This window comes from Halomonas sp. HMF6819 (assembly GCF_044335525.1).
Taxonomy (GTDB): Bacteria; Pseudomonadota; Gammaproteobacteria; order Pseudomonadales; family Halomonadaceae; genus Vreelandella.
This window is the reverse complement of sequence record NZ_JBIQVY010000002.1, coordinates 201,445-223,743: the sequence shown is the minus strand read 5'-3', so window position 1 is coordinate 223,743 and position 22,299 is coordinate 201,445. Positions and strand designations below refer to the sequence as shown.

Below are 22,299 nucleotides of genomic sequence, written 5' to 3'. Positions count from 1 at the left end.
ATGCTAGCATACTACGCTTATCTTCCAGCATTTTTAGCTTCCAGCCAACGGATGACGTGCGGTAATGACCCTTCTTGATAAAACGTCGGCCCGCCAGCAGGGCCGGGTGCGTTTGGGCGCCATCGTGGCGCTTCTGATTCTGGCCGGAGGCCTGGCCTTGGCCTGGTGGATTCTCACTCAGCCCCCGCGTATCGAGCGCCGCCCGCCACCGCCGGCTGCCCCGCCGCTGGTCGATGTGATCAGCGTCGAGCGCCGCGTTCAGGCGCCACTGCTTTCAGGCTTTGGCCGGGTAGAGGCGGAGAAATCGACCATGATCTCAAGCCGAGTGGCCGGCGAGCTCGAGCGCTTCGCCGAAGGCGTGGTGCCCGGTCAGGTCGTGGAGGCCGGCGCCCCGCTTGCCTATATCGACCGCGCGGATCTGGAGCTTGCGCTGCAGGACGCCCAGGCCCAAGTGGCCACCGCCGAAGCCGGCGTTGCGCTCGAGCGCGCCGAGCAGCAGCGCGCAGAGGGCGATTACGCCCGCTTTGGCCGCGAGCTTACCGCCGAGCGCCGTGCGCTGGTGCTGCGCGAACCTCAAAAGCGCCAGGCCGAAGCCGCGCTGACCCAGGCCCGGGTGCTGCGCGACCAGGCCGCCCTGAATCTGGAACGCGCCACGCTCACCGCGCCTTGGCGGGCAATGGTCGCCGAGCGCACGCTCGGTGCCGGCAGCCTTCTAAGCCAAGGCACCGAGGTGCTGAGCCTGGTCGGGGTCGAGCAGTTTTGGGTGCGCGCCTCGCTTCCCGGCGACACGCTTGCCTGGCTCGAACCCGGCGATCGCGTCACGCTTACCAGCCAAAGCTGGCCGGCGGGGGAAAGCCGCGAGGGCGAGTTGACCTCGATTCTACCGAATCTCGAAGAGAACGGTCTGCAGGCGCAGCTGCTCGTCTCCGTCGAGGACCCGCTGGCGCTGGACCAAAACGGGCCGGCGCTGCGCCTGGGCGATGTCATGCGCCTTCGCTATCACACCACCGCCCGCGAAGCGCTGATCGCCCTGCCCTCCTCGGCGCTGCGCCCGGGCGACGTAGTGTGGTGGCTCGATGACGACGACCGGCTCCAGAACTCGACGGTGACGCTTGCCTACCGCGGCGAAGAGCAGGCGCTGATAAGCGATGGCCTGAGCCCGGGTCAGCGCGTGGTCACCGCCGGGCTTGCCCAGCCGCGCGTTGGCCAAGCGGTGCGCCCGCGCCAATCCGCGAAGGCGCCGGCCCGCCCGGATGAGGGGAGCACGCCATGACGCGCAAGGGCCCGATTGCCTGGATGGTGGACCACGGCGTCGCGCCGAACCTGATGATGGCGCTGTTCATCGTCGGCGGTTTGATGGCCTCGCTTGCCATCAAGAAGGAGGTCTTTCCCGACTTTGAAAGCGAAACCATTCAAGTCTCTATCAGCTACCCCGGCGCCACGCCGGAAGATATCGAACAGAGTCTGCTGCTACCGGTCGAGTCGGCGATGTCCAACGTCGAAGGGATCGATGAGCTGACCGCCACCGCCAACGAAAGCAGTGGCGTGGTGCAGGCCACGCTGATCGACGGTGTAGAGGTGATGCGCGTCTACCAGGAGATCCAGCAGGCGGTGAATGGGATCACCACCTTCCCCAACGCCGCCGACCCGCCGCGCTTTAGCCTGGCCGGTTACTCCCGCGGCGTGGTGAGTTTGCAGGTGTATGGCGATGCCAGCCTGGCCGCGCTGCACGACGCCGCCGAGAACGTGCGCGCCGAGCTTCAGGCCAATAGCGGCATCTCCCGGGCGGAGCTTTCCGGTAACCGCGACCGCGAAATCCAAGTGCTGCTGGACGACGAAGCGATCGAGCGTTACGGGCTCGACCACCAGGCGCTGGCCGCGCGCATCGGCGAGGAAGCACTGGACCTGGCCAGCGGCCAGCTCACCACTGCCGAAGGTGAGTGGCTGATTCGCTACCAGGGCCGTCGCCAAAGCGCCGCCGAGTTCGCGCGCCTGCCGATCCTGACCACCGCCCAGGGCGCACCGGTCGAGCTTGGCCAGATCGCCCAAGTGCGCGAAGGCTTCGCCGAAACCGACCGCGAGGAGTTTTATAACGGCCAGCGCGGGCTTTCCGTCGAGGTCTTCCAGGTGGGTAACCAAACGCCTACCAGCGTCTCCAGGGCGGTGCAGAGCGAGTTGGAGCGCCTGCGCGCCGGGCTTCCCCCGAACATTCATCTGGACGTGGCCCGCGACAGCTCCGAGGTGTACGAGGACCGCCTGGGGCTTCTGCTCAAGAACGCCTGGATGGGCCTGGCGCTGGTGATGATTCTCATGGCACTGTTTCTCGAGGCGCGCCTGGCGTTCTGGGTAACGCTCGGCATTCCCACCGCGTTTTTAGGGGCGATGCTGTTTCTGCCCTGGATCGGGGTGTCGCTGAACATGATGTCGATGTTCGCCTTCATCATCGCGCTCGGCATCGTGGTGGATGACGCGATCATGGTGGGCGAGAACATCTACAGCTACCGCGAAGAGGGCTACTCGCTGCGCGATGCGGCGGTCAAGGGCGCCAAAGAGATCGCGGTGCCGCTCACCTTCGCCATTCTGTCCAATATCGTGGCGTTCATGCCGCTGCTGTTTTTGCCGGGCTTTTTGGGAATGATCTTCGCCACCGTGCCGGTGGTGGTGGTCACGGTATTTTTGATCTCCTGGGCCGAGGCGCTGTTCATCCTGCCGGCACACCTGGCCCACAGCCACAAGCCGCGCAAGACCCCGGCCTGGCAGCGCCCGCTGGAGCGCGTTCGCCACACGTTACAAGGCGGCCTGCACGCGTTTACCTACCGCCGCTTCGAGCCGTTTTTGCAGCGCGCGCTGAACCAGCGGCTTCTGAGCGTGAGCCTGGGCGTTACGCTGCTAGTGGTGGCGCTGGCTTGGGCGATGAGCGGGCGGCTCGGCTTTTCGCTGATGCCCCGGGTCGAGTCGGATCAGGTGCGCGCCACCGTGACTCTGCCGATCGGCAGCAATATCAGCGTCAGCCGGGAACTCGGCCAGCAGCTGATCGACGCCGCCGAGACGCTCAGCGCCGAAGAGCCGACGCTTGCGTTCGCCAGTACCCGCAGCCGGCTGGACGGTGAAAGCCTGGAAGTGACGCTGGATATCGCCCGCGAGAGTCTCGATCAGTGGCCGCCATCGCGCATCGCCGAGCGCTGGCGCGACGTGAGCGGCGACCTGGTGGGCGCGCAGTCGGTGCGCTTCGCCTCGGACGTGGGCGGGCCGGGCAGCGGCGCCGCGCTCAGCCTGCGCCTTTCCCACCCGGACACCCAGGTGCTCGAAGCCGCGGCCACCCGCCTGGCCGAGCAGCTCGGCGAGTACGGCCTGACCGATATCGACAGCGGCCTGGGCGACGGCAAGCCGCAGCTCGAAATGCGCCTTTCCGCCGAAGGCCGGGCGCTGGGGCTGACCGGCAGCGACCTGGCCCAGGCGCTACGCGGCCCGCTGCAGGGCGCCACCGCCGTCGAGCAGTTCATCGGCCGCCAGGAGGTGAGCGTCGAGGTGCGACTGCCGGAGCAGGACCGGGCGAGCTTGAACGAGCTCTACCGCCTGCCGGTGCGCACCGCCGATGGCCTGAGCATTCCGCTGTCGCGGGCGGCGGACATCACCCTGAGCCAGGCCTCGAGCAGCCTGACGCGTATCGACGGGCGGCGCATCATCACCGTGACCGCCGACTCCGACAACGACCAGACCATCAACCAGGTGCTCGCCACGCTTCAGGAGGACGTCTTCCCCACACTGACCAACACCTGGCCGGGGCTCGAAGTGACGCTTGGCGGGCGCCAGCAGGATACCGCCGACAACCTGGCCACGCTTAGAACCGCCATGTGGCTGATGCTCGCCGCGCTCTACGCCCTGCTCGCCATCCCGTTTAGAAGCTACCTGCAGCCGCTGTTGGTGCTGGCCGCCATTCCCTTTGGCTTGGTCGGCGCGGTGGCGGGCCACATGGTCATGGGCTTTGGGCTCTCGATCATCAGCCTGCTCGGGATGCTGGCGCTCTCTGGAGTGGTCATCAACGACGCGCTGGTGCTGATCGACTACGCCAACCGCAAGCGCCGCGAAGGCATGGCGGCGCGCGAGGCGATCGTCGCCGCGGCCACCCGGCGGCTTCGCCCGATCATGATGACCACGCTCACCACCTTTTTGGGGCTGGCGCCGATGATTCTGGAAACCTCGCGTCAGGCGCGCTTCATGATTCCCATGGCGATTTCGCTGGGCTTCGGGATGATTTTCGCCACCGCCATTCTGCTCATTCTGGTGCCTTGTTTGTACCTTGGGCTCGAAAACCTGCGCGAGCGCCTGAGCGCCCCGCCGCAGCCGACCCCTCAACCCGACCCCAGCGGTAACCCGTCATGACCCGGCTTCAAACGCTGTCACGCTGGCGCCCATCGCGCCTTGGGTGGCGCCTGTTCGCGGTGATTCTGAGTGTCAACGTGGCGATCGCCGCCAGCACCTTCATGGCGGTCTCCTACAGTATCGACCGGGGGTTCCTCGAGTACCTGACCCAGGCCCAGGAGCGCCGAGCGACGCTTCTGGCCGACGGCCTGGTGACCCGCTGGAACAGCCAGCGAAGCTGGGCGTGGCTCGAGCGCGCCCCGGACCGCTGGCCCCGCGTGGTGCGCTTCGAACTCGGGCGTGGGCGCGAAGAGCGCGCCTCCCCCTTGGGCGAGGCGCGGGACTTCGCGCTGCGCGACACCCAAGGCCGCTTCGTGGTGCGCCCACGCCCGCTGGGTGAGCCAGGCGACTGGCACTGGCTGACGCTTTACAGCGAAAGCGCCTCCGGCGGCGAGCGCGTGAGTATCGGCGAGCTGGGCTTTCGGTCGCCCCAGCAGGTAATGGAGCATATGGAGAGCCGCTTTCTGGAGCGCCAGCAGCGCAATCTCTCCATTATCGTTTTGTCGTTGGTGTTGGCCTCTCTACTGCTGGCCGGCGGGCTCTCCTGGTGGCTCGGCGGGCGCACCCGGGCGCTGGCCGGGGCCACTCGCCGGCTCACCGAAGGCGACTACCACATTCGCCTGCGCGCCCGTGGCCGCGACGAGCTCTCGCGGCTTGCCCAGGACTTCAACCTGTTGGCCGAAACGCTGGATGCGAGCCGCAGCGCCCGGGCGCGCTGGGTATCGGATACCGCCCACGAGCTTCGAACGCCGCTTGCCGTGCTGCGCGGCGAGATCGAGGCGATGCAGGACGGCGTGCGAGCGCTCAACCAGGAGAATTTGGGGTCGCTCGCCCAGGAGGTCGACCAGCTCGAGCGGCTGGTGGCGGATCTTCGCCTGCTATCGCAAAGCGACGCCGGCGCGCTCGACATTCACCTGTCGCCGATGGACCTTAGCGACAGCCTGTTGGGCCGGCTGTCGGATGCCGACCGCTGGCTGGCGGACAGCGGCTTGACCCTGACCGCCGACATCGCCCCGAACGTCACGGTGCTGGGCGACCCGCAGCGCCTGCGCCAGCTCTGGAGCAATCTGCTGGATAACAGCTGCGCCTACACCGTGGCCCCGGGCACGCTCGACGTGCGTTTGAGCGTCGAGGCCCATCAGGCCGTGGTGATATGGCAAGATAGCGCCCCGGGCGTACCGGAAAGCGAGTTAGCCCGGCTGACCGAGCGGCTCTACCGCGTCGAGGGCTCGCGCAGCCGCGCAAGCGGCGGCAGCGGTCTGGGGCTTTCGATTGCCAGTGCCTTGGCCAGCGCCCACGACGCCACGCTCACCGCCAGCGTCTCGCCTTTGGGCGGGCTTTGCTGGACGCTGCGCTTTCCGCTGCTCTCTTCGCGCTAGCGTCACGTTGGATATTCACCCTGGAGTTTCGAGTGCTCATGTCATCGACCGATTCGCATCCCGCCAACGCCTCCCTTCTCATCGTCGAGGATGAGCCGAAGATCGCGCGCCTGATGGCCGACTACCTGACCGGTCACCATTTCGCGCCGACGCTGATCGAGCACGGCGACGACGTGCTCCCCTGGCTCGACGCGAATACGCCGGCGCTGGTGCTGCTGGATTTGATGCTGCCGGGCATGGACGGCACCACGCTCTGCCGCGAAATCCGCCAGCGCTGGCCGGCACTGCCCATCATCATGGTGACGGCGAAGGTCGAAGAGGTGGACCGACTGGTGGGGCTCGAGATGGGCGCCGACGACTACATCTGCAAGCCGTTCAGCCCGCGGGAAGTGGTGGCCCGGGTCAAGGCGGTGCTGCGCCGAAGCCGCGCCGCCGAAGCCGCCCCCGCTGAAACCATCACCTCGACGGCGCCAGTCACCCTGGACGACGAAGGCTGGGTGGCGCGGGCCAAGGGTCAGGACCTGGGCCTGACCGCGGTGGAGTTTCAGCTTCTGCGCGTGATGATGCACGCCCCCGGGCGCATTTTCAGCCGCGAGCAGCTGATGGATCACATGTACCGCGACAACCGCATCGTGTCCGAGCGCACCGTGGACAGCCATATCAAGAAGCTGCGCAAAAAGATCACCGAAGCGCTGCCCGACCAGGAAATCATTCGCTCGGTGTACGGCGTGGGTTACAAGTATCAGCCCGAGGGGTAGGCACTTGAACCGGCACCATCGCGATTCACTTCGCGATTGAGAAACGCGATCGCCGCTTCAATAGCCCCGCCACGCAGTAGAAAAGCCGCAATGTGCCCGCGCCCGTGCTGCAGGTAGAGCTCGGCGGGCGTGTCCTGAGCCGCGAGGGCCTGATAGAAATCCCGGGCGTGGTCCACCGGCACTAGCCGGTCCCGGTTGCCGTGGAAGAGGAAAAACGGCGGCGCCTGTGGTGTGATCTGGCGAATCGGCGAGGCTTGCACGTAGGCGTCGAACACCTCGTCGCGGGTGCCGCCGAACAGGTTGATCACAAGCTCTCCGTCATCGAATTTCAACAGATCGCTCGGAAGCCCCCCGACCGCCGCGGCGCGAAGCCTGGTGTGCTCGCCGCCATAGGGCTCGGCCAGCGGCCCGGTTTGGCTTGCCAGCGCCAAAAGGCTCACCAAATGCGCGCCGGAGGAGTAGCCCACGCCGACGATGCGGTCGGTATCGACCCCAAAGCGCTCGGCGTTATCGTGAATCCAGCGCATCGCCTGCTGAAGGTCATGAAGCTGGGCGGGAAAACGGTAGCGCGGCGCAAAGCGGTACTCGACGTTGAACGTCACATAGCCCTGCCCCGCCAACTGGCGGGCGATTTTCTCCATATCGGCGGGGCTTCGCCCGCGCCAGCCGCCGCCGTGCACGATCAACGCCGCCGGGCGCAGGCCCGCGTTGGGGGTGTCGGGCAGGCGCACGCGGGCCGTGAGCGGCTCGGGCCAGCCTGGCGGCGTATAGCGCTCGACACTTGGCGAGGTCGAGCGTACCGAGGGCGCACGCGGGGTTTGGGAGATGGCAGACTGGGCAATGGCGGTTTCGCCGCTGGTGGAAAGATGGGTCGCGCCGCAGCCGCCGAGCAGCAGCGCCAGGCTGCCTGCGCCTAGCGAGCGGCGAATCACACGAAAAGCGTGCATCGATAACTCCTTTTATCCGGGTGCTTAGCGTATGAGAAGGTCACGTTGTTTGCACACTTTGTGCAACGACTTTACACCGGGCCGCTCGATACTGCAGTCGTCACCTTCGACAGCATCGCATCAAGGAGAGAAACCATGACGCTATCACTTCGCAAGCTCTTCGCCCCGGCTCTGCTGGCCGCCGCGCTGGTACCGGTTGCCATGACCGCTCAGGCCCACCCGCACGACGGCAACGGTCAGGACCGCGAGCAGATGCGCGAGCGCATGCAGGAGCAGCGCCAGGAAGTCTACCAGCGCGCCGAGATCGATGAAGAGAAGCAGCAAGCGCTCAACGAGGCCAATAGCGAATTTTTCGAGGAGATGAAGGCGCTGCACGACGAACACCAGGCGCGCATCGACGAGATTCTGACCGACGAGGAGCACCAGGCGCTACGTGAGGCCATGCGCGACGTACGCCAGGAGCATCGCGGCGAACGCGGCCGCCACCACGGCGAACAGGGCGACGAAACGGCCGCCACGACCGACGAGGCCCAGGCCGAACAGTAAACGCCTAACCGACAGGTTGGCTTCCAAAGACACCGCCCGGCTCCTGCCGGGCGGTGTCTTTTTATGCCTCGAGCGCAGAGAGAGGTAGCCCGCCGTCATCGAAACCGTTGGGCGCGGTCGTTGTGTAATACATTAGGGCAGCGTAATTTATCCGGGTTCGCCATTGATCCCGAGGCTTTACCATGTCCCGCGCTCCCCGCCGCTTTCAGGCCCAACTTCCGCTTCCCGGCCGCGCCCTGCTGAACACTTGGCGCGAAGGCTACACGCTTGGCAAGCTCAAGCGGGACGTGCTGGCGGGGCTGACCGTAGGCGTGGTCGCGGTGCCGCTGTCGATGGCGCTGGCGATCGCCACCGGGGTGGCGCCGCAGCACGGGCTCTACACGGCGATCGTAGCCGGCGCCATCATCGCGCTGACCGGCGGCTCACGCTTCAATATTTCCGGGCCGACCGCGGCCTTCGTGGTCATTTTGTTTCCCATCGTGGCCGAGTACGGTTTGGGCGGGCTGCTCGTCGCCACGCTCATGGCCGGCATGATTCTGGTGGCGCTGGGGCTCGCCCGGCTGGGGAGTCTGATCCAGTACGTGCCCTATCCGGTCATTCTCGGCTTTACCGCAGGCATCGGGGTGGTCATTGCGCTGCTGCAGGTGCCCGGCTTTCTGGGCCTGAACGATATCGAACTTGGCAGCAGTACGCTTAATAACCTGGTGGTGATCGGCCGCGCGCTTCCCGGGCTCTCGCCGGCGGATCTGTGCGTGGGGGCGGCCACCCTTGCCACCTTGATTCTCTGGCCGCGCCTGAAAACACCGGTTCCCGCGCCGCTGGTGGGGCTTGGCGCCGGCACGCTGGTAGCGCTCTTACTTGCCTGGGGCGGCACTGAGGTGGCGACCATTGCCTCGCGCTTTAGCTGGGAGGCCGACGGCGTGGCGGGTAGCGGCATTCCCCCTTTCGCGCCCAGCTTTGCCCTGCCCTGGCAGCTTCCCGGCGCTAACGGTGAGCCATTGACCGTCGATTTCGCGCTGATTCAGGCGCTGCTTGGCCCGGCCCTGGCGATCGCCCTGCTGGCGGCCATCGAGTCGCTTTTGTGCGCCGTGGTCGCCGATGGCCTGACCCGCACCCGTCACGACTCCAACGCCGAGCTGATCGGCCAGGGGCTTGGCAACGTGATCGCGCCGTTCTTTGGTGGTATGACCGCCACCGCCGCGCTTGCCCGTACCGCGACCAATATCAAAAGCGGCGCCTATTCGCCGGTGGCTGCGCTTGTGCACTCGCTGGTCGTGCTGCTGGCGGTGATCGCGCTGGCCGGCGCCATGGGCTACGTGCCGATGGCGGCGCTCGCCGCGCTTTTGTTCATCATCGCCTGGAACATGAGCGAGGCGCGCCACTTCGTGCACACGCTGAAAAGCGCGCCGGGCAGCGACGTGGCGGTGCTGGTCATCTGCTTTTTGCTCACCGTGGTGTTCGACATGGTGATCGCGGTGGCCGTGGGCATGGGTCTGGCCGCCGCGCTATTCATCCGGCGAATGGCGAAGCTCACCCACACTCGTCGTCTGGAGGCGCCGGAGCCCGCCGCCGCCTTTCCGGACGGCGTCGCCCACTACCGGGTCAGCGGGCCGCTCTTTTTCGGCGCCGCCGAAAAGGCGATGGCGACGCTTCGCGTGATCGACCGCGACGTGCGCATCGTGGTGCTGGAGATGCAGGAGGTGCCGAGTCTGGACGCCTCGGCGATGGTCGCCATCGACACCCTGCGCCGGGAGCTTGCCGAGCGCGGCGTCGGCATCATCGTGGTCGGGCTAGCGCCGCGCATGGTGTTGAAGCTCAAGCGCACCGGCATCCGCCGGCAAGCGGGCCGGCTCGCCGTGGTCCGCCAGCTCGAACAGGCCAGGCGGCTGGCGCGGCGCTGGCTGGATGCGTCGGTATGAGCACTCGTTATAAAAGCCGGGCATAAAAAACCCGGCCAGTGGCCGGGTCGCTGTGTTTCGAAAGTGCCTGAACGGCCTAGAAAAAGCCCATCGGATTGACGTCGTAGCTCACCAGCAGGTTCTTGGTCTGCTGGTAGTGCTCGAGCGCCATCTTGTGGGTTTCGCGGCCAACGCCGGACTTCTTGTAGCCGCCGAAGGCTGCGTGGGCCGGGTACTGGTGGTAGCAGTTGGTCCATACGCGCCCGGCCTGAATGCCGCGGCCCATGCGAAACGCCACGTTGATATCGCGGCTCCACACCCCGGCGCCGAGGCCGAACTCGGTGTCATTGGCGATCGCCAGCGCCTCTTCTTCGTCCTTGAAAGTGGTCACCGACACCACCGGGCCGAAGATCTCCTCCTGGAAGATGCGCATCTTGTTGTTGCCTTTCAGAATCGTCGGCTCGATGTAGTAGCCGCTGTCGTAGTCATCGTCGAGGCTCGCCTTGTTGCCGCCGGTGAGGAACTCCGCGCCCTCTTCGCGGGCGACGTCCATGTAGGACATGATCTTGTCGAACTGCTCTTGCGATGCCTGGGCGCCCACCTGCACGTCGGTATCCAGCGGGTTTCCGCGCTTGATCGCCTTGGTGCGATCGAGCACCTTCGCCATGAACTCGTCGTACATGCTCTCCTGCACCAGCGCGCGCGACGGGCAGGTGCAGACCTCGCCCTGGTTCAAAAACGCCAGCACGAGGCCTTCGACGGCCTTGTCGACGAAGCTCGGCTCGGCGTTCATGATGTCGGCGAAGTAGATGTTCGGCGACTTGCCGCCAAGCTCCACCGTGGAGGGAATGATGTTCTCGGCGGCGCACTTCAAAATGTGCGAGCCCACCGGAGTGGAGCCGGTGAAGGCGATCTTGGCGATGCGTTTGCTCGTGGCAAGGCTCTGGCCGACCTCCTCACCAAAGCCGTTGACGATGTTGACCACGCCCGGCGGCAGCAGGTCGCCGACGATCTTCATCACTTCGAGAATGGAGGCCGGGGTCTGCTCGGCGGGCTTCAGCACCACGCAGTTACCGGCAGCAAGCGCCGGCGCCAGCTTCCACACCGCCATGAGAATGGGGAAGTTCCAGGGAATGATCTGCCCCACCACGCCCAGCGGCTCGTGGAAATGGTAGGAGACGGTGTTGGCGTCGATGTCCGCCGCACTTCCTTCCTGGGCGCGGATGCAGCCGGCGAAGTAGCGAAAGTGGTCGATGGCCAGCGGAATATCGGCATTCAGGGTCTCGCGTACCGCCTTGCCGTTGTCCCAGGTCTCCGCCACCGCCAGAAGCTCCAGGTTCTGCTCGATGCGATCCGCCATCTTGAGCAAAATGTTGCTGCGCTCGGCGGCGGAGGTCTTGCCCCACGCGGGGGCGGCCTTGTGGGCGGCGTCGAGCGCCTTATCCAGATCCTCGGCGCTCGAACGGGGAATCTCGCAGAACACCTGGCCGTTGACCGGGCTGAGATTGTCGAAGTACTCACCTTTTACTGGCGCCACGAATTCGCCGCCGATGTAGTTGCCGTAACGCTTTTCGAAAGTGACGACGGCGCCGCTGTCGCCCGGATTGGCGTAGATCATGGTAAGGCTCCTAAGCATTATGGTGTTTGAAACCGCTCGCTCAGTGTTGGTCACCCGGCGCGGGAACGACATTAGCCAAACGTCGCAGTTGCCGTCACTGGCACAAAAAAAGGCGGCCGAAGCCGCCTTGCTGCGTGAAACGCATGCTTTAGCGCACGATCATTACCGAGATTTTCGCGTGGTGCACCACGTGCTCGGCGTTAGGGCCGAGCACGTAGTCGGCGAATTTGCGCTTGGTGTGCGAGGCCATGACGATCAAGTCGGCGTCGATCTTCTTGCCAACCTTGATGATCGCCTCCCAGGGCGAGCCGTCGATGATCACGCTTTGGGTCGGAATATCGCTCGGCACGTGCTCATCGATGAAGGCGGCTTGGGCCTCCTTCATCCCCTCGTGGGCCTTTTGCGAAAAGTTTTTCGGGAAGTAGGCCCCGACCATCGGCATCTTGAACTCGGGCAGCACGCTCACCAGATGCAGCGACGCGCCAAAGGTCTGACACAGCGTTACGGCCACCGGTAGCGCCTTTTTCCACGAGCTCTCTTCGTTGAGATCCACGGGCAGCAGAATTTTCTGATACATGGCAGTCTCCTGACGTTTTACGTCGCCGCGGTTGTCGGCTCGTCCTTGCGCCGACGGCCGCGCTGCAGCAGTACGACCAGCGCGAACAGCCCCAGCGCCGGCAGCCACATCCACTCTTTCGTCCAGCGATCCACCGGGGCCAACACCTCGATGATCTCCTGATCGAAATCGAGACCCAGATCCGCCGCGGGGCTTCCGAACTCGACCATGTCCACCAGCGTCTGATCGCCGTCGGTGTAGAGTTCTAACCCCAGGTTCTCCATGCGCTCTTCGCCGGTTTCACCATCCGGTACCGGTATCAGCATGTAGGTGGTCAGCGGCGCGCCGAAGGCGTCTTCGCCGGCGATCTGGATACGCAGGTTGCTGCCTTCATCGACTCGCTCCAGCGCCTCGGCGAACTGTGCCGGCGGGATTGAGGCGTAGGGGTCGTGGAGTCGATCCATGAAGAAGCCCGGGCGGAACAGCGTGAACGCGACCAGCAGCAGCAGAATCGACTCGTACCAGCGGTTGCGAGTGATGAAATACCCCTGAGTGCCGGCCGCGAAGATCAGCATGGCAATAGTCGCGACGATGAAGACCACGATCCCTTGGGCCACGGTGACATCTATCAAGAGCAGGTCGGTGTTGAAGATGAACAGAAACGGGAGTGCTGCGGTACGCAGGCTGTAGTAGAACGCTTGGAAGCCGGTGCGGATCGGATCGCCCCCGGAGACCGCCGCCGCGGCGAAGGAGGCCAGCCCCACCGGCGGCGTGACGTCCGCCATGATGCCGAAATAGAACACGAACAGATGCACGGCGATGAGCGGCACGATCAGCCCGTTCTGCTGGCCGAGCATCACGATCACCGGCGCCATCAAGGCCGAAACCACGATGTAGTTGGCGGTGGTGGGAAGCCCCATGCCGAGAATCAAACTCAGCACCGCGGTCAGCAGCAGAATCACCATCAGGTTGCCGCCGGAGAGAATCTCGACCACGTCTGCCAGTACCAGGCCCACGCCGGTTTGCGAGACGGCACCCACCACGATGCCCGCCGTGGCGGTGGCGATACCGATGCCGATCATGTTGCGCGCGCCGGTCACCAGGCCGTCCCACAGATCCCACAGGCCCTCCTTGATGTCGGTGGCCATCTGGCTGCGGCCTCTAAAGAGCGCGATGATCGGGCGCTGAGTCACCATGATGAAAATCATGAACACCGTCGCCCAGAACGCCGAAAGCCCGGGAGACAGGCGCTCGACCATCAGACACCACACCAGCACGACGACCGGCAGAATGTAGTGCAGCCCCACCATCACCGTCGGCCGGGTTTGCGGTAGTTTCACTACCGCTTGGTTGGGGTCGTCGACCTCGAGCTCCGGGTATTGAGCGCCGATCTTCAAAAGGCCGATATAGATCACCGCCAGCCCTACCGACACGACCCAGGGCGTCGCCTCGCCCAGCACCGGCTTGAGCCAACCCAGCCCGTAATAGACGCCGATGGAGAGCGCCATCAGCAGTAGAAGCCCGGTCAAAAAGCCGATCACCTTGTTCAAAAGCGGACGCGGCGGGTTGCCCGAGGGCAGGCCGCGCATGTCCGCCTTCAGTGCTTCCAGGTGAACGATGTAGATCAGCGCGATATAGGAGATCAGCGCCGGCAGAAAGGCGTGCTTGATGACCTCGACGTAGGAGATGCCCACGTACTCGACCATCAGAAACGCCGCCGCGCCCATGACCGGCGGCATGATCTGCCCGTTCACCGATGACGACACTTCCACCGCCCCGGCCTTCTCGGCGCTAAAACCGACCCGCTTCATCATCGGAATGGTGAAGGTACCGGTGGTAACGGTATTGGCAATGGAGGAGCCGGAAATCAGGCCGGTCATGCCCGAGGCCACGACGGCCGCCTTGGCCGGGCCGCCCTTGAAGTGGCCCAGCATCGAGAAGGCCACCTTGATGAAATAGTTGCCGGCGCCGGCCTTGTCGAGCAGCGCGCCAAACAGTACGAACAGGAACACGAAGCTGGTCGAGACCCCCAACGCGATACCGAACACGCCCTGGGTGCCGAGCCACTGGTGGTTGATCAACCCGCCCAAGCTCACGCCGCGGTGAGCGAGTATGCCGGGCATGTAAGGGCCGAAAAGCGAATAGGCGATAAACACCGCGGCGACCACCATCAAGGGCGGGCCGAGCGCGCGCCGGGTCGCCTCCAGCAGCATGACGATCCCCACCACGCCGACCACGATATCCTGGGTGATCGGGCGCCCGGCGCGGGTGGCAAGGTCGTCATAGAAGATGAACAGATAAGCGCCGCAGAACGCGGCCACGGCGGCGAACGCCCAGTCCTGCAGCGGCACGCGGTCGCGCGGCGAGCGCTTGAGCGCGGGATAGGCCATGAAGGCCAGAAAGAGCGCAAAGGCCAGGTGGATCGAGCGCGCTTCGGTCGCGCTGAACACGCCAAACCCCAGCATGTAAGGCAGCGGCGAGGCGATCCAGAGCTGGAACACCGACCAGACGGCGGCAATCCCCACCAAAAGCTTGCCCGGCGCCCCCAGCGGTTTACGCGCGCCGGTATCGCTGGCGGCGACCATATCGTCCAGGTCGTGCTGCGCGGTGCCCGAGGATGTTTTTTCGTCTTGCATACGCTTGTCCTTTTCAAGATCCGCGCCGGTCGATCGCGCCTTATGCGACGCTTTCGACGTGATGTATAACGTCGCTTCCAACGAAAGCGCGGACACCCATGGCGCCCGCGCTTGTCGTCTTCTCAAGGCGCTATCGGTACCTACCGCCTAGCGCTTGTCGGCTCACTCGATCCAGCCGCGCTCACGGTAGTAGCGCTCGGCGCCGGCGTGCAGCGGCGCGGTCAGGCCGTCGGAGATCATGTCTTCTTCGTTCAGGTTCTCGAACGCCGGGTGCAGGCGCTTGAAACGGTCGAAGTTCTCGAACACGGCCTTCACGGTTTCGTAGATCACATCTTCGTCGACGTCGGTGGAGGAGACAAAGGTCGCCGCCACGCCGAAGGTTTCGACGTCTTCGTCGTTGCCACGGTACAGACCGCCCGGAATCACGGAGCGGGTGTAGTACGGATACTCTTCGATCAGCCCATCGATCTCGTCACCGGTGACCGAGACCAGCTTGGCATCGATGGTGGTGGTCGCTTCCTGAATGGAGCCGTTGGGGTGGCCGACGACGTAGACCATGGCGTCGATGTTGTTGTCGGAAAGCGCGGCGGCCTGTTCGGCGGCATCGAGCTGAGAGGCGAGCGCGAAAGTATCTTCGTCCCAGCCGAAGGCCTCCATGACCACGTCCATGGTGTTGCGCTGACCAGAACCGGGGTTACCGATGTTCACACGCTTACCCGGGAAATCGCTGATGTTCTCGATACCGGCGTCGGCACGGGCGACCACGGTGAGCGGCTCGCCGTGCATGGTGAACACGGCGCGCATGTCTTCCCACGGACCCTCTTCTTCGAAGTTGGCTTCGCCATTGTAAGCGCGGTACTGCACGTCGGACTGCACGACGCCCATGTCCAGGTCGCCGTTTTTCATGCCGTTGACGTTGGCGACCGAGCCGCCGGTGGACGGCGCGTTACAGCGAATGTTGTGCTCTTCGCTGCCGCGGTTGACCATGCGGCACACCGACTGGCCGACGACGTAATAAACGCCGGTCTGACCGCCGGTACCGATGGTGATGTAGCGTTCCTGGGCAACCGCCGGGCTTGCAAAGCTTGCCGCGGCAATCAGCGCGCCTGAAAAGGCAGCGGTCGAAAATACATGGCGCTTCATGGACACACCTCGTTGTCTTTTATGAGATCGTCTTGAGTGAGATCGTCTTTTATGAGCATCGTCTTACATGACACTGTGCGCGTTGAACCACCCGTTCGGGGTCCCCTGAGTGTTTCCGTTCAAAACGCTTGAGCGTCAATCGTTTAACTCTTTGCAGTCACTCTGCCGTTTTGCGGCCGAGGCTCGTTTACTTTAGCGAAAAAATAACGACTTGGCGAAAAAAGAGCGCGGGCGGCCTCGACCAGCGCCTGCTCCACGCGCCCCATACGTTCCACCAGGCGCAGCCCCTTGCGTTGGCGTTAGCGCCTGAAATTCTTTTAGCCAGCGCTTTCACTGAGTATATGAAGTCTGCTTACAAACGCACGTTTAGCGCCGCGCGCATTTTAAACGCTAGCGTTTCCAAGCGCTGACGCCGCGTCATACGTTGTAGCCCAGCACCGTCGGCAGCCAAAGCGCTATACCGGGAAACAGCGCCACGATGGCCATCGCGCAGGCCATGGCGGCAACGAACACCAGCGCCCAGCCCAGCGTGTGCTCGAGGCGGATCTTCGCCACTTCCGTGGTGACCATCAAATTCACCGCCACAGGCGGGGTGAACTGACCAATGGCGATGTTCATGGCCAGTAAAATGCCGAACCACACCGGGTTCCACTCGAAGTGCTGCATGACCGGAATCAGAATCGGCATCAGGATCAAATAGATCGAAATGGCATCGAGTAGCATCCCGGCGATCAGCACCGCCAGCATTACCAGTACCAGCAGCAGCGCGCCGTTGTCGGTCAACCCGATCATCCACTCCGCCAGGTGGCGGAAGGTACCGAGCATGGTGCCGGCCCAGGCGAACACGCCGGCCAGCGCGATGATCAGCATCACTACGCCAGAGATGATCGCCGCCTCGCCCAAAAGCGCCCAGAGATCCTTGAGTGAGAGCTCTCGGGTGAGAAAGAGCCCAACCAGAGTGCCGTAGGCGACCGCGACCACCGCCGCCTCGGTCGGCGTGAACAGCCCCGAGCGCAGCCCGCCGAGAATCAAAACCGGGGCGAACAGCGCCGGCAGCGCCTGTTTGAACGCTGCGCCCACGCTCAGGCGCTCGGCGTCGCTCTCGGGCGTGCTGCCCTCCCAGCCGTAGCGTTTGGCCAGCAGCATCGCTGGTATCAGCAGCGAAAGCCCCGCCAGAATGCCGGGGAAGAGGCCGGCGGCGAACAGCGCCCGAAGATCCACGCCGGGCACCACGATCGAGTAGAGAATCAGCGCCACCGACGGCGGAATCAGAATCGCGGTGGAGGCGGACGCCGCGATCAGCGTGGCGGAAAAAGGCTTGGGGTAGCCCGCTTTCGTCATGCTCGGCAGCATTACCATCGCCACCGCCGCGGCGTCGGCAGGCCCTGAGCCGGACATGCCGCCCATGATCATGCACACTAGCACCGCCACCAGCGCAAGGCCGCCGTGGCGCGGGCCAATTAGCGCCTGAGCGAAGCGCACCAGGCGCAGCGCCACGCCGGAGCGCTCGAAGATCAGCCCGGTCAAAATGAACAGCGGAATGGCGATCAAGGGGTACTTGGCGATGCTGTTGTAGGTGTTGGTGCCAAGCGTTGCCAGCATATCCGGCGAGAGCCCAGTGACGATGCCGACCGAGCCCGCCAGCGCCAGCGAAAAGGCCACCGGCACCCCGGCGATCAGGAGCCCGGCGAAGGCGAGCAGCATCCAGATATCAGGGGTCATCGCGCAGCCTCCCACTCAGCCGCTCGCGGGTCTGCTGTACGAGGCGCCAAAGCATCAGCGCCGAGAGCACCGGCAGCCACACCAGATACCACCACTGTGGCAGGCCAAGCCCGGGCGAGAGCGACTCCCACTGATACTCCTGAAAGGCGAGCTTACCGCCGTACCAGGTGATCAGCGCCAGCACCAGCAGCCCGCAGGCGCCTTGAAACAGAATCAGCGCGCCGCGCCATTTTTCGGGCAGCATGCGCTCGAGAAAGCTGATGCGGATATGACGGTTACGCCTAAGCGCCACGCTGGCGCCGGCAAAGGTCAGCACCACCAGCAAAAATACGGAAAACTCTTCGGTGAACGAGAACGAGCCGCCGGTCAGGTAGCGCGTTACCACGTTACCCAAGCTGATGAGCGAAATGACGATCAACGATAGCGAGCCCAGCCAACGCTCGAGGCGCGCATCGGAAAATTCTTGCATGGTAGCCTCTAAAGGGTAGCGCTACCGGCTACAGCCGGTAGCGGATCAGGCGCTTAGCGCGCATCGATGGCCGACTGCGCCGACTCCATGAGCTCCTCGCCGATGCGCGGTGCCCATTTTTCCATGACGTTTTGGGTCGCCTCACGAAACGCCTGGTACTCGTCATCGCTTAGCTCGGTGACGGTGACGCCGCGTTCCTCGATCGCCGCCAGCCGCTCGCTCTCCTGCTCGCGGGTCATATCGATTTCCCAGGCACCGGCCTCTTGGGCAGTTTCGCGCAGCATGGTTTGCTCCTCTTCGCTGAGTGAGCTCCACACCTGCTGGTTGACCGCGAAGATCAGCGGGTCATTCATGTAGTTCCAGAGCGTCAGGTACTCCTGGCCGACCTGGTCGATACGCGCGGCGTCGAACACCGACAGCGGATTCTCCTGGCCGTCAACGGCGCCGGTGGTCAGCGCGGGCTGGGCGTCGGTCCAGCTCATCTGGGTCGGGTCGGCGCCGAGCGCGGCAAAGGTGTCCTGGAACAGCGGCGAGCCGACCACGCGGATCTTTAGCCCGTCGAGATCGTCCGGGGCGCTGATCGGGCCGCTGGAGTTGGAGACCTGGCGAAAGCCGTTCTCACCCCAGGCCAGCGGTACGATGCCGCGAGACTCGATCGCCTCGAACACCATCTCCCCTGCTTCGCCTTGGGTCACGGCGTCGACGGCGGCGACATCGGGAATGAAAAACGGCAGCGAGAACAGATTGAGCTCCGGCACCTGGGGCGACCAGTTGATGGTCGAGCCCACCGCGGCGTCGATCAGCCCGGAGCGCATGGCGGAGAACTCGCGGGTCTGATCACCGGAGACCAGCTGCGAGTTGGGGTAAACCCGCAGCGTCAGCTCGCCGTCGCTGCGCTCTTCCAAAAGCTCGGCCCACTTTTCTGCCGCCTGCCCCCAAGGGAAGGCGTCGGACAGCACCGTAGAGACGGAAAGCTCGCGCGCTTGGGCGGAAACGGCCAGCGTCAAAAGCGCGGCGCCGGTCAGGCCCAAGCCTGCGCGGGAGAGGTGGCGTGTCAGCGTCATGAGAATTCCTTTTTATCTGGTTTTTATAGGGGATGTGAACGAGGCGCGGCGGTCGTTGGCCCACGCAGCGCCTCGCCTATTGTAGGCACTTGAAGGGCGAAGGGAAGAGAGCCGGGCTGTTATGATGGTGAAGCCTCTTTTAATCACCCTCTTTTCAACGACAGGACACTGCCGTGCCGCTACGCGATTTACTTCTGGGCCTTCTGGTCATTGCCATCTGGGCGCTCAATATCGTCGTCATCAAGGTCGGCGTGGCGGAACTCCCGCCGCTTTTAATGACCACGCTGCGCTTTGCGCTGGTGGCGCTGATTCTGGTGCCCTTCCATCCGGTATCGCGTGCCCAGCTGCCGTTTCTACTGCTGCTATCCGTCACCTTCGGCACGCTGCACTTTGCCATGCTGTTCATCGGTTTGGGCCAGTCCGAGGCGGGCACCGGGGCGCTTTTGGTACAAATGGGCACGCCGTTTGCGACGATTCTGGCGGTCATTTTTCTCAAGGAGAAGCTGGGGCCGAAGCGGCTGGCGGGGCTGTTGCTATCGTTTGCCGGCGTGGTGGTGCTGGCGGGTGGCCCCACGCTGCCCGCTCCGCTGCCGCTTGGCATTCTGCTGTTGAGCGCGCTGGGCTGGGCCGTGTCGCAGCTTTTGATCAAGCGCGGCCCAGCCATCGCACCGCTGGCGCTGGCGGGCTGGATCGCGCTGTTCGCAGTGCCCCAGGTCGCGCTCGGCTCCTGGCTCTTCGAGAGCGGGCAGTGGCAGGCCATTCGCGCGGCAGGGCTCGCCGGCTGGGGGGCAGTGTTTTATACCGCGTTGATGTCGTCGATTCTCGCCTACGGCATTTGGTACGCGCTGCTGCGCCGCCACCCGGTCAACAAGGTGGTGCCGATGACGCTATTGGTACCGGTGCTAGCGGTAGGGCTGGGAGCGCTGTTGATGGGCGACCCCCTGGGCGTGCACAAGCTTGCCGGCGGCGGCCTGGTGGTCGCCGGGGTGGGATTGATTCTGCTGCGTTTCCAAAAGCGCCGCCCGGCGCCTTAAAACCTCGCCGGGCGGTCGATTAGGCGTCGGGCCGGCAGAAACCGGCCAGCGCCGGCACAGAAACGCAGTCGCCCACCTCAATACCGCGCGCCTCGAAGTAGCCAGCGTTGACCTCGAGCGCCGAAGTGAACGCCGCGCCCGCCGGATAGGCCGGGCACTCGCGGGCAGCCTCGGACTCACATGGCGGCATGGTGTTGATCGCCACGATCCGCCCCTCATCGTCGATAAAGGCGATATCCAGCGCGATCAGCGTATGGAACATCCAGAAGGCGTTGCCCGCCGGCTGTTCACGCTCGAAGCGAAACAGCATGCCGCGCTCCTCAGGCAGATGCTCGCGCCCCATTAGCCCTTTCTGGCGCTGCGAGATCGTCTCCGCCACTTCGACATCCAGGCGGTGCGGGCCCTGCTCGGTGTGAATGGTTAGCGGAAGCGTGCCGGCCTCCTCTGCCGCCGCTTTCGCGGTGTCGGGCTCGGCGGCGAAGACGTTGAGGGCGGGGGTAGCCACGCCGGCGACGAGCGCCGCACCCAGCGCGGCCTTGATGAGCTTACGACGCGACAGGTTCATGAGGCGCTCCCGTTAGTACGCGCATGCTCGTCAGTGATCGACATCACCTTCATGGTATTGGTGCCGCCGTGGGCGTTCATGTGATCGCCGCGCGTCAGGATGACGTGATCGCCAGGACTTGCCACGCCGTGGCTGACCAGCATCTCGAGTGCCCGGTCGTTGAGCTCGGTCGCGCTCATCTGTGAGGTATCGAACGGCAGTGAAACCACCCCGCGGTAAAGCGCCATGCGCCGCTGGGCGACCGGGTTGTGGGCCAGGCCCACGATCGGAAGACCGGAGCTGATGCGCGAGGCGATCAGCGGCGTATAGCCAGAGGCGGTCATGCAGGCGATCGCGACTACGCCTTTCATGTGGTTGGCGGCGTACATCGCCGAAAGTGCGATGGTCTCGTCGGCCTGGGTGAAGCCTTCGTGGATGCGGTGGCCGGACTCCTGAACGGTGCGCTCGCGCTCGGCGCCCAGACACACCCGCGCCATCGCTTCGATGGTTTCGACCGGGTAGTCGCCGGCGGCGGTTTCGGCCGAGAGCATCACCGCGTCGCTGCCATCGAGCACCGCGTTGGCCACGTCGAACACCTCAGCGCGGGTCGGAAGCGGTGCGGCGATCATGCTTTCCATCATTTGCGTGGCGGTGATCACCGCGCGGTTGAGCGTGCGGGCGCGCTTGATCATGCGCTTCTGCACGCCAACAAGTTTGGCGTCGCCGATCTCCACGCCCAGATCGCCGCGCGCGACCATCACCGCTTCCGAGGCCTCGATGATGCCGTCGAGCGTGGCCTCATCCGCCACCGCCTCGGCGCGCTCCACCTTGGCGACCAGGCCGATCTCGGCGCCCTCGTCACCCAGCAGGCGCCGGGCTTCCTGCATATCCGCGGCCGAGCGCGGAAACGAGATCGCCAGATAATCGACGCCGATCTCCACGGCGGTCTTGAGATCTTCCTTGTCCTTATCGGTCAGCGCCGGCGCCGAGAGCCCGCCGCCCTGCTTGTTGATGCCCTTGTGGTTGGAGAGCTTGCCGCCGACCACGACCTCGGTATGCACCTGCCGGCCCTCGACACGGGTGACATCGAGCACCACGCGGCCGTCATCGAGCAGTAGCCGGTCGCCGGTCGCCACGTCCTGGGCAAGCGTCTTGTAATCGCAGCCCACCCGGTCCGCGTCGCCGGCGTCGCTGTCCATCGCCATATCGAGCACGAAGGACTGGCCCTCCTGGAGCACGACCTTGCCTTCCTTGAAGCGCGCTATACGAATCTTCGGGCCTTGCAAATCGCCAAGGGCGGCCACGCTTCTCCCCAGCCGCGCGGCGATCTCGCGCACGCGCGTCAGCCGGGCACGGTGGTCGTCGGCAGTGCCGTGAGAGAAGTTGAGGCGCACCACGTCCACCCCCGCCTTCAACATGGCTTCGAGAACGCCTTCCCGGTCGCTGGCGGGGCCGAGCGTGGCGACGATCTTGGTACGACGAATGGGCGGTGCGGTGCGCTGGCTCATGGAAGTCCTGTTCGGTGGTGAAGTTGGCTAACAGCTTAGCAAATTAATGTGACGA

17 protein-coding genes are annotated in these 22,299 nt (G+C 64.8%); 7 read left to right on the top strand and 10 right to left on the bottom strand.

Features of this window, described 5'->3' with window-relative positions; all coding sequences use genetic code 11:
* The first annotated feature begins 64 nt into the window (after positions 1-64).
* Genes ACGLWX_RS06980 through ACGLWX_RS06965 form a run of 4 tightly spaced genes read left to right on the top strand, consistent with a single transcriptional unit; the run spans position 65 to position 6,559 of the window.
* A complete protein-coding gene (locus tag ACGLWX_RS06980) occupies positions 65-1,273 on the top strand; it encodes an efflux RND transporter periplasmic adaptor subunit (protein ID WP_396238474.1) in 1,209 nt (402 codons plus the stop codon).
* Complete coding sequence (locus ACGLWX_RS06975; protein WP_396238472.1) at positions 1,270-4,383, top strand: efflux RND transporter permease subunit; 3,114 nt, start codon at positions 1,270-1,272, stop codon at positions 4,381-4,383. The genes ACGLWX_RS06980 and ACGLWX_RS06975 overlap by 4 nt, the downstream gene beginning before the upstream one ends.
* Entirely contained in the window at positions 4,380-5,801 is a 1,422-nt protein-coding gene (locus ACGLWX_RS06970) for an ATP-binding protein (protein WP_396238470.1), read from the top strand. Before ACGLWX_RS06975 ends, ACGLWX_RS06970 begins: the two co-directional genes overlap by 4 nt.
* 38 nt (positions 5,802-5,839) lie before the next feature.
* Entirely contained in the window at positions 5,840-6,559 is a 720-nt protein-coding gene (locus tag ACGLWX_RS06965; RefSeq protein ID WP_396238468.1) for a response regulator, read from the top strand.
* On the opposite strand, the gene ACGLWX_RS06960 is transcribed toward ACGLWX_RS06965, so the two are convergent.
* On the bottom strand, positions 6,544-7,506 hold the full coding sequence (locus ACGLWX_RS06960) for an alpha/beta hydrolase fold domain-containing protein (protein ID WP_396238466.1): 963 nt from the start codon (positions 7,504-7,506) through the stop codon (positions 6,544-6,546). The genes ACGLWX_RS06965 and ACGLWX_RS06960 overlap by 16 nt on opposite strands.
* A gap of 135 nt (positions 7,507-7,641) precedes the next feature.
* Here ACGLWX_RS06960 and ACGLWX_RS06955 point away from each other — a divergent pair, with 135 nt between their 5' ends.
* Both ACGLWX_RS06955 and dauA read left to right on the top strand, forming a co-directional pair.
* Entirely contained in the window at positions 7,642-8,052 is a 411-nt protein-coding gene (locus ACGLWX_RS06955) for a hypothetical protein (protein WP_396238464.1), read from the top strand.
* A gap of 182 nt (positions 8,053-8,234) precedes the next feature.
* Positions 8,235-9,971, top strand: coding sequence for a C4-dicarboxylic acid transporter DauA (gene dauA, locus ACGLWX_RS06950; RefSeq protein ID WP_396238462.1), 1,737 nt, complete (start codon positions 8,235-8,237; stop codon positions 9,969-9,971).
* Positions 9,972-10,047: 76 nt separating this feature from the next.
* On the opposite strand, the gene ACGLWX_RS06945 is transcribed toward dauA, so the two are convergent.
* The 7 genes from ACGLWX_RS06945 to ACGLWX_RS06915 form a co-directional block, all read right to left on the bottom strand.
* Complete coding sequence (locus tag ACGLWX_RS06945) at positions 10,048-11,568, bottom strand: aldehyde dehydrogenase family protein (RefSeq protein ID WP_396238460.1); 1,521 nt, start codon at positions 11,566-11,568, stop codon at positions 10,048-10,050.
* A gap of 148 nt (positions 11,569-11,716) precedes the next feature.
* A complete protein-coding gene (locus ACGLWX_RS06940) occupies positions 11,717-12,145 on the bottom strand; it encodes a universal stress protein (RefSeq protein ID WP_252106343.1) in 429 nt (142 codons plus the stop codon).
* 17 nt (positions 12,146-12,162) lie between these two features.
* Complete coding sequence (locus ACGLWX_RS06935; protein ID WP_396238458.1) at positions 12,163-14,760, bottom strand: TRAP transporter permease; 2,598 nt, start codon at positions 14,758-14,760, stop codon at positions 12,163-12,165.
* A 162-nt stretch (positions 14,761-14,922) separates the two neighbouring features.
* Positions 14,923-15,903, bottom strand: coding sequence for a TAXI family TRAP transporter solute-binding subunit (locus ACGLWX_RS06930; protein ID WP_396238456.1), 981 nt, complete (start codon positions 15,901-15,903; stop codon positions 14,923-14,925).
* A gap of 417 nt (positions 15,904-16,320) precedes the next feature.
* The gene (locus tag ACGLWX_RS06925; RefSeq protein ID WP_252106340.1) at positions 16,321-17,625 is read right to left on the bottom strand and encodes a TRAP transporter large permease; all 1,305 of its coding nucleotides are present in this window, start codon (positions 17,623-17,625) and stop codon (positions 16,321-16,323) included.
* Positions 17,615-18,094: a TRAP transporter small permease gene (locus ACGLWX_RS06920; RefSeq protein WP_396238454.1), complete on the bottom strand. Its 480-nt coding sequence runs from the start codon at positions 18,092-18,094 to the stop codon at positions 17,615-17,617. Before ACGLWX_RS06920 ends, ACGLWX_RS06925 begins: the two co-directional genes overlap by 11 nt.
* A gap of 53 nt (positions 18,095-18,147) precedes the next feature.
* Complete coding sequence (locus ACGLWX_RS06915; protein ID WP_252106338.1) at positions 18,148-19,158, bottom strand: DctP family TRAP transporter solute-binding subunit; 1,011 nt, start codon at positions 19,156-19,158, stop codon at positions 18,148-18,150.
* Positions 19,159-19,331: 173 nt separating this feature from the next.
* Here ACGLWX_RS06915 and ACGLWX_RS06910 point away from each other — a divergent pair, with 173 nt between their 5' ends.
* Positions 19,332-20,192, top strand: coding sequence for a DMT family transporter (locus ACGLWX_RS06910; RefSeq protein ID WP_396238452.1), 861 nt, complete (start codon positions 19,332-19,334; stop codon positions 20,190-20,192).
* 19 nt (positions 20,193-20,211) lie between these two features.
* Here the strand turns inward: ACGLWX_RS06910 and ACGLWX_RS06905 are convergent, their stop codons facing one another.
* Complete coding sequence (locus ACGLWX_RS06905; protein WP_396238450.1) at positions 20,212-20,757, bottom strand: DUF192 domain-containing protein; 546 nt, start codon at positions 20,755-20,757, stop codon at positions 20,212-20,214.
* Positions 20,754-22,244, bottom strand: a complete 1,491-nt coding sequence (gene pyk, locus ACGLWX_RS06900) for a pyruvate kinase (protein WP_396238448.1) — start codon at positions 22,242-22,244, stop codon at positions 20,754-20,756. The genes ACGLWX_RS06905 and pyk overlap by 4 nt, the downstream gene beginning before the upstream one ends.
* Positions 22,245-22,299 lie beyond the last annotated feature (55 nt).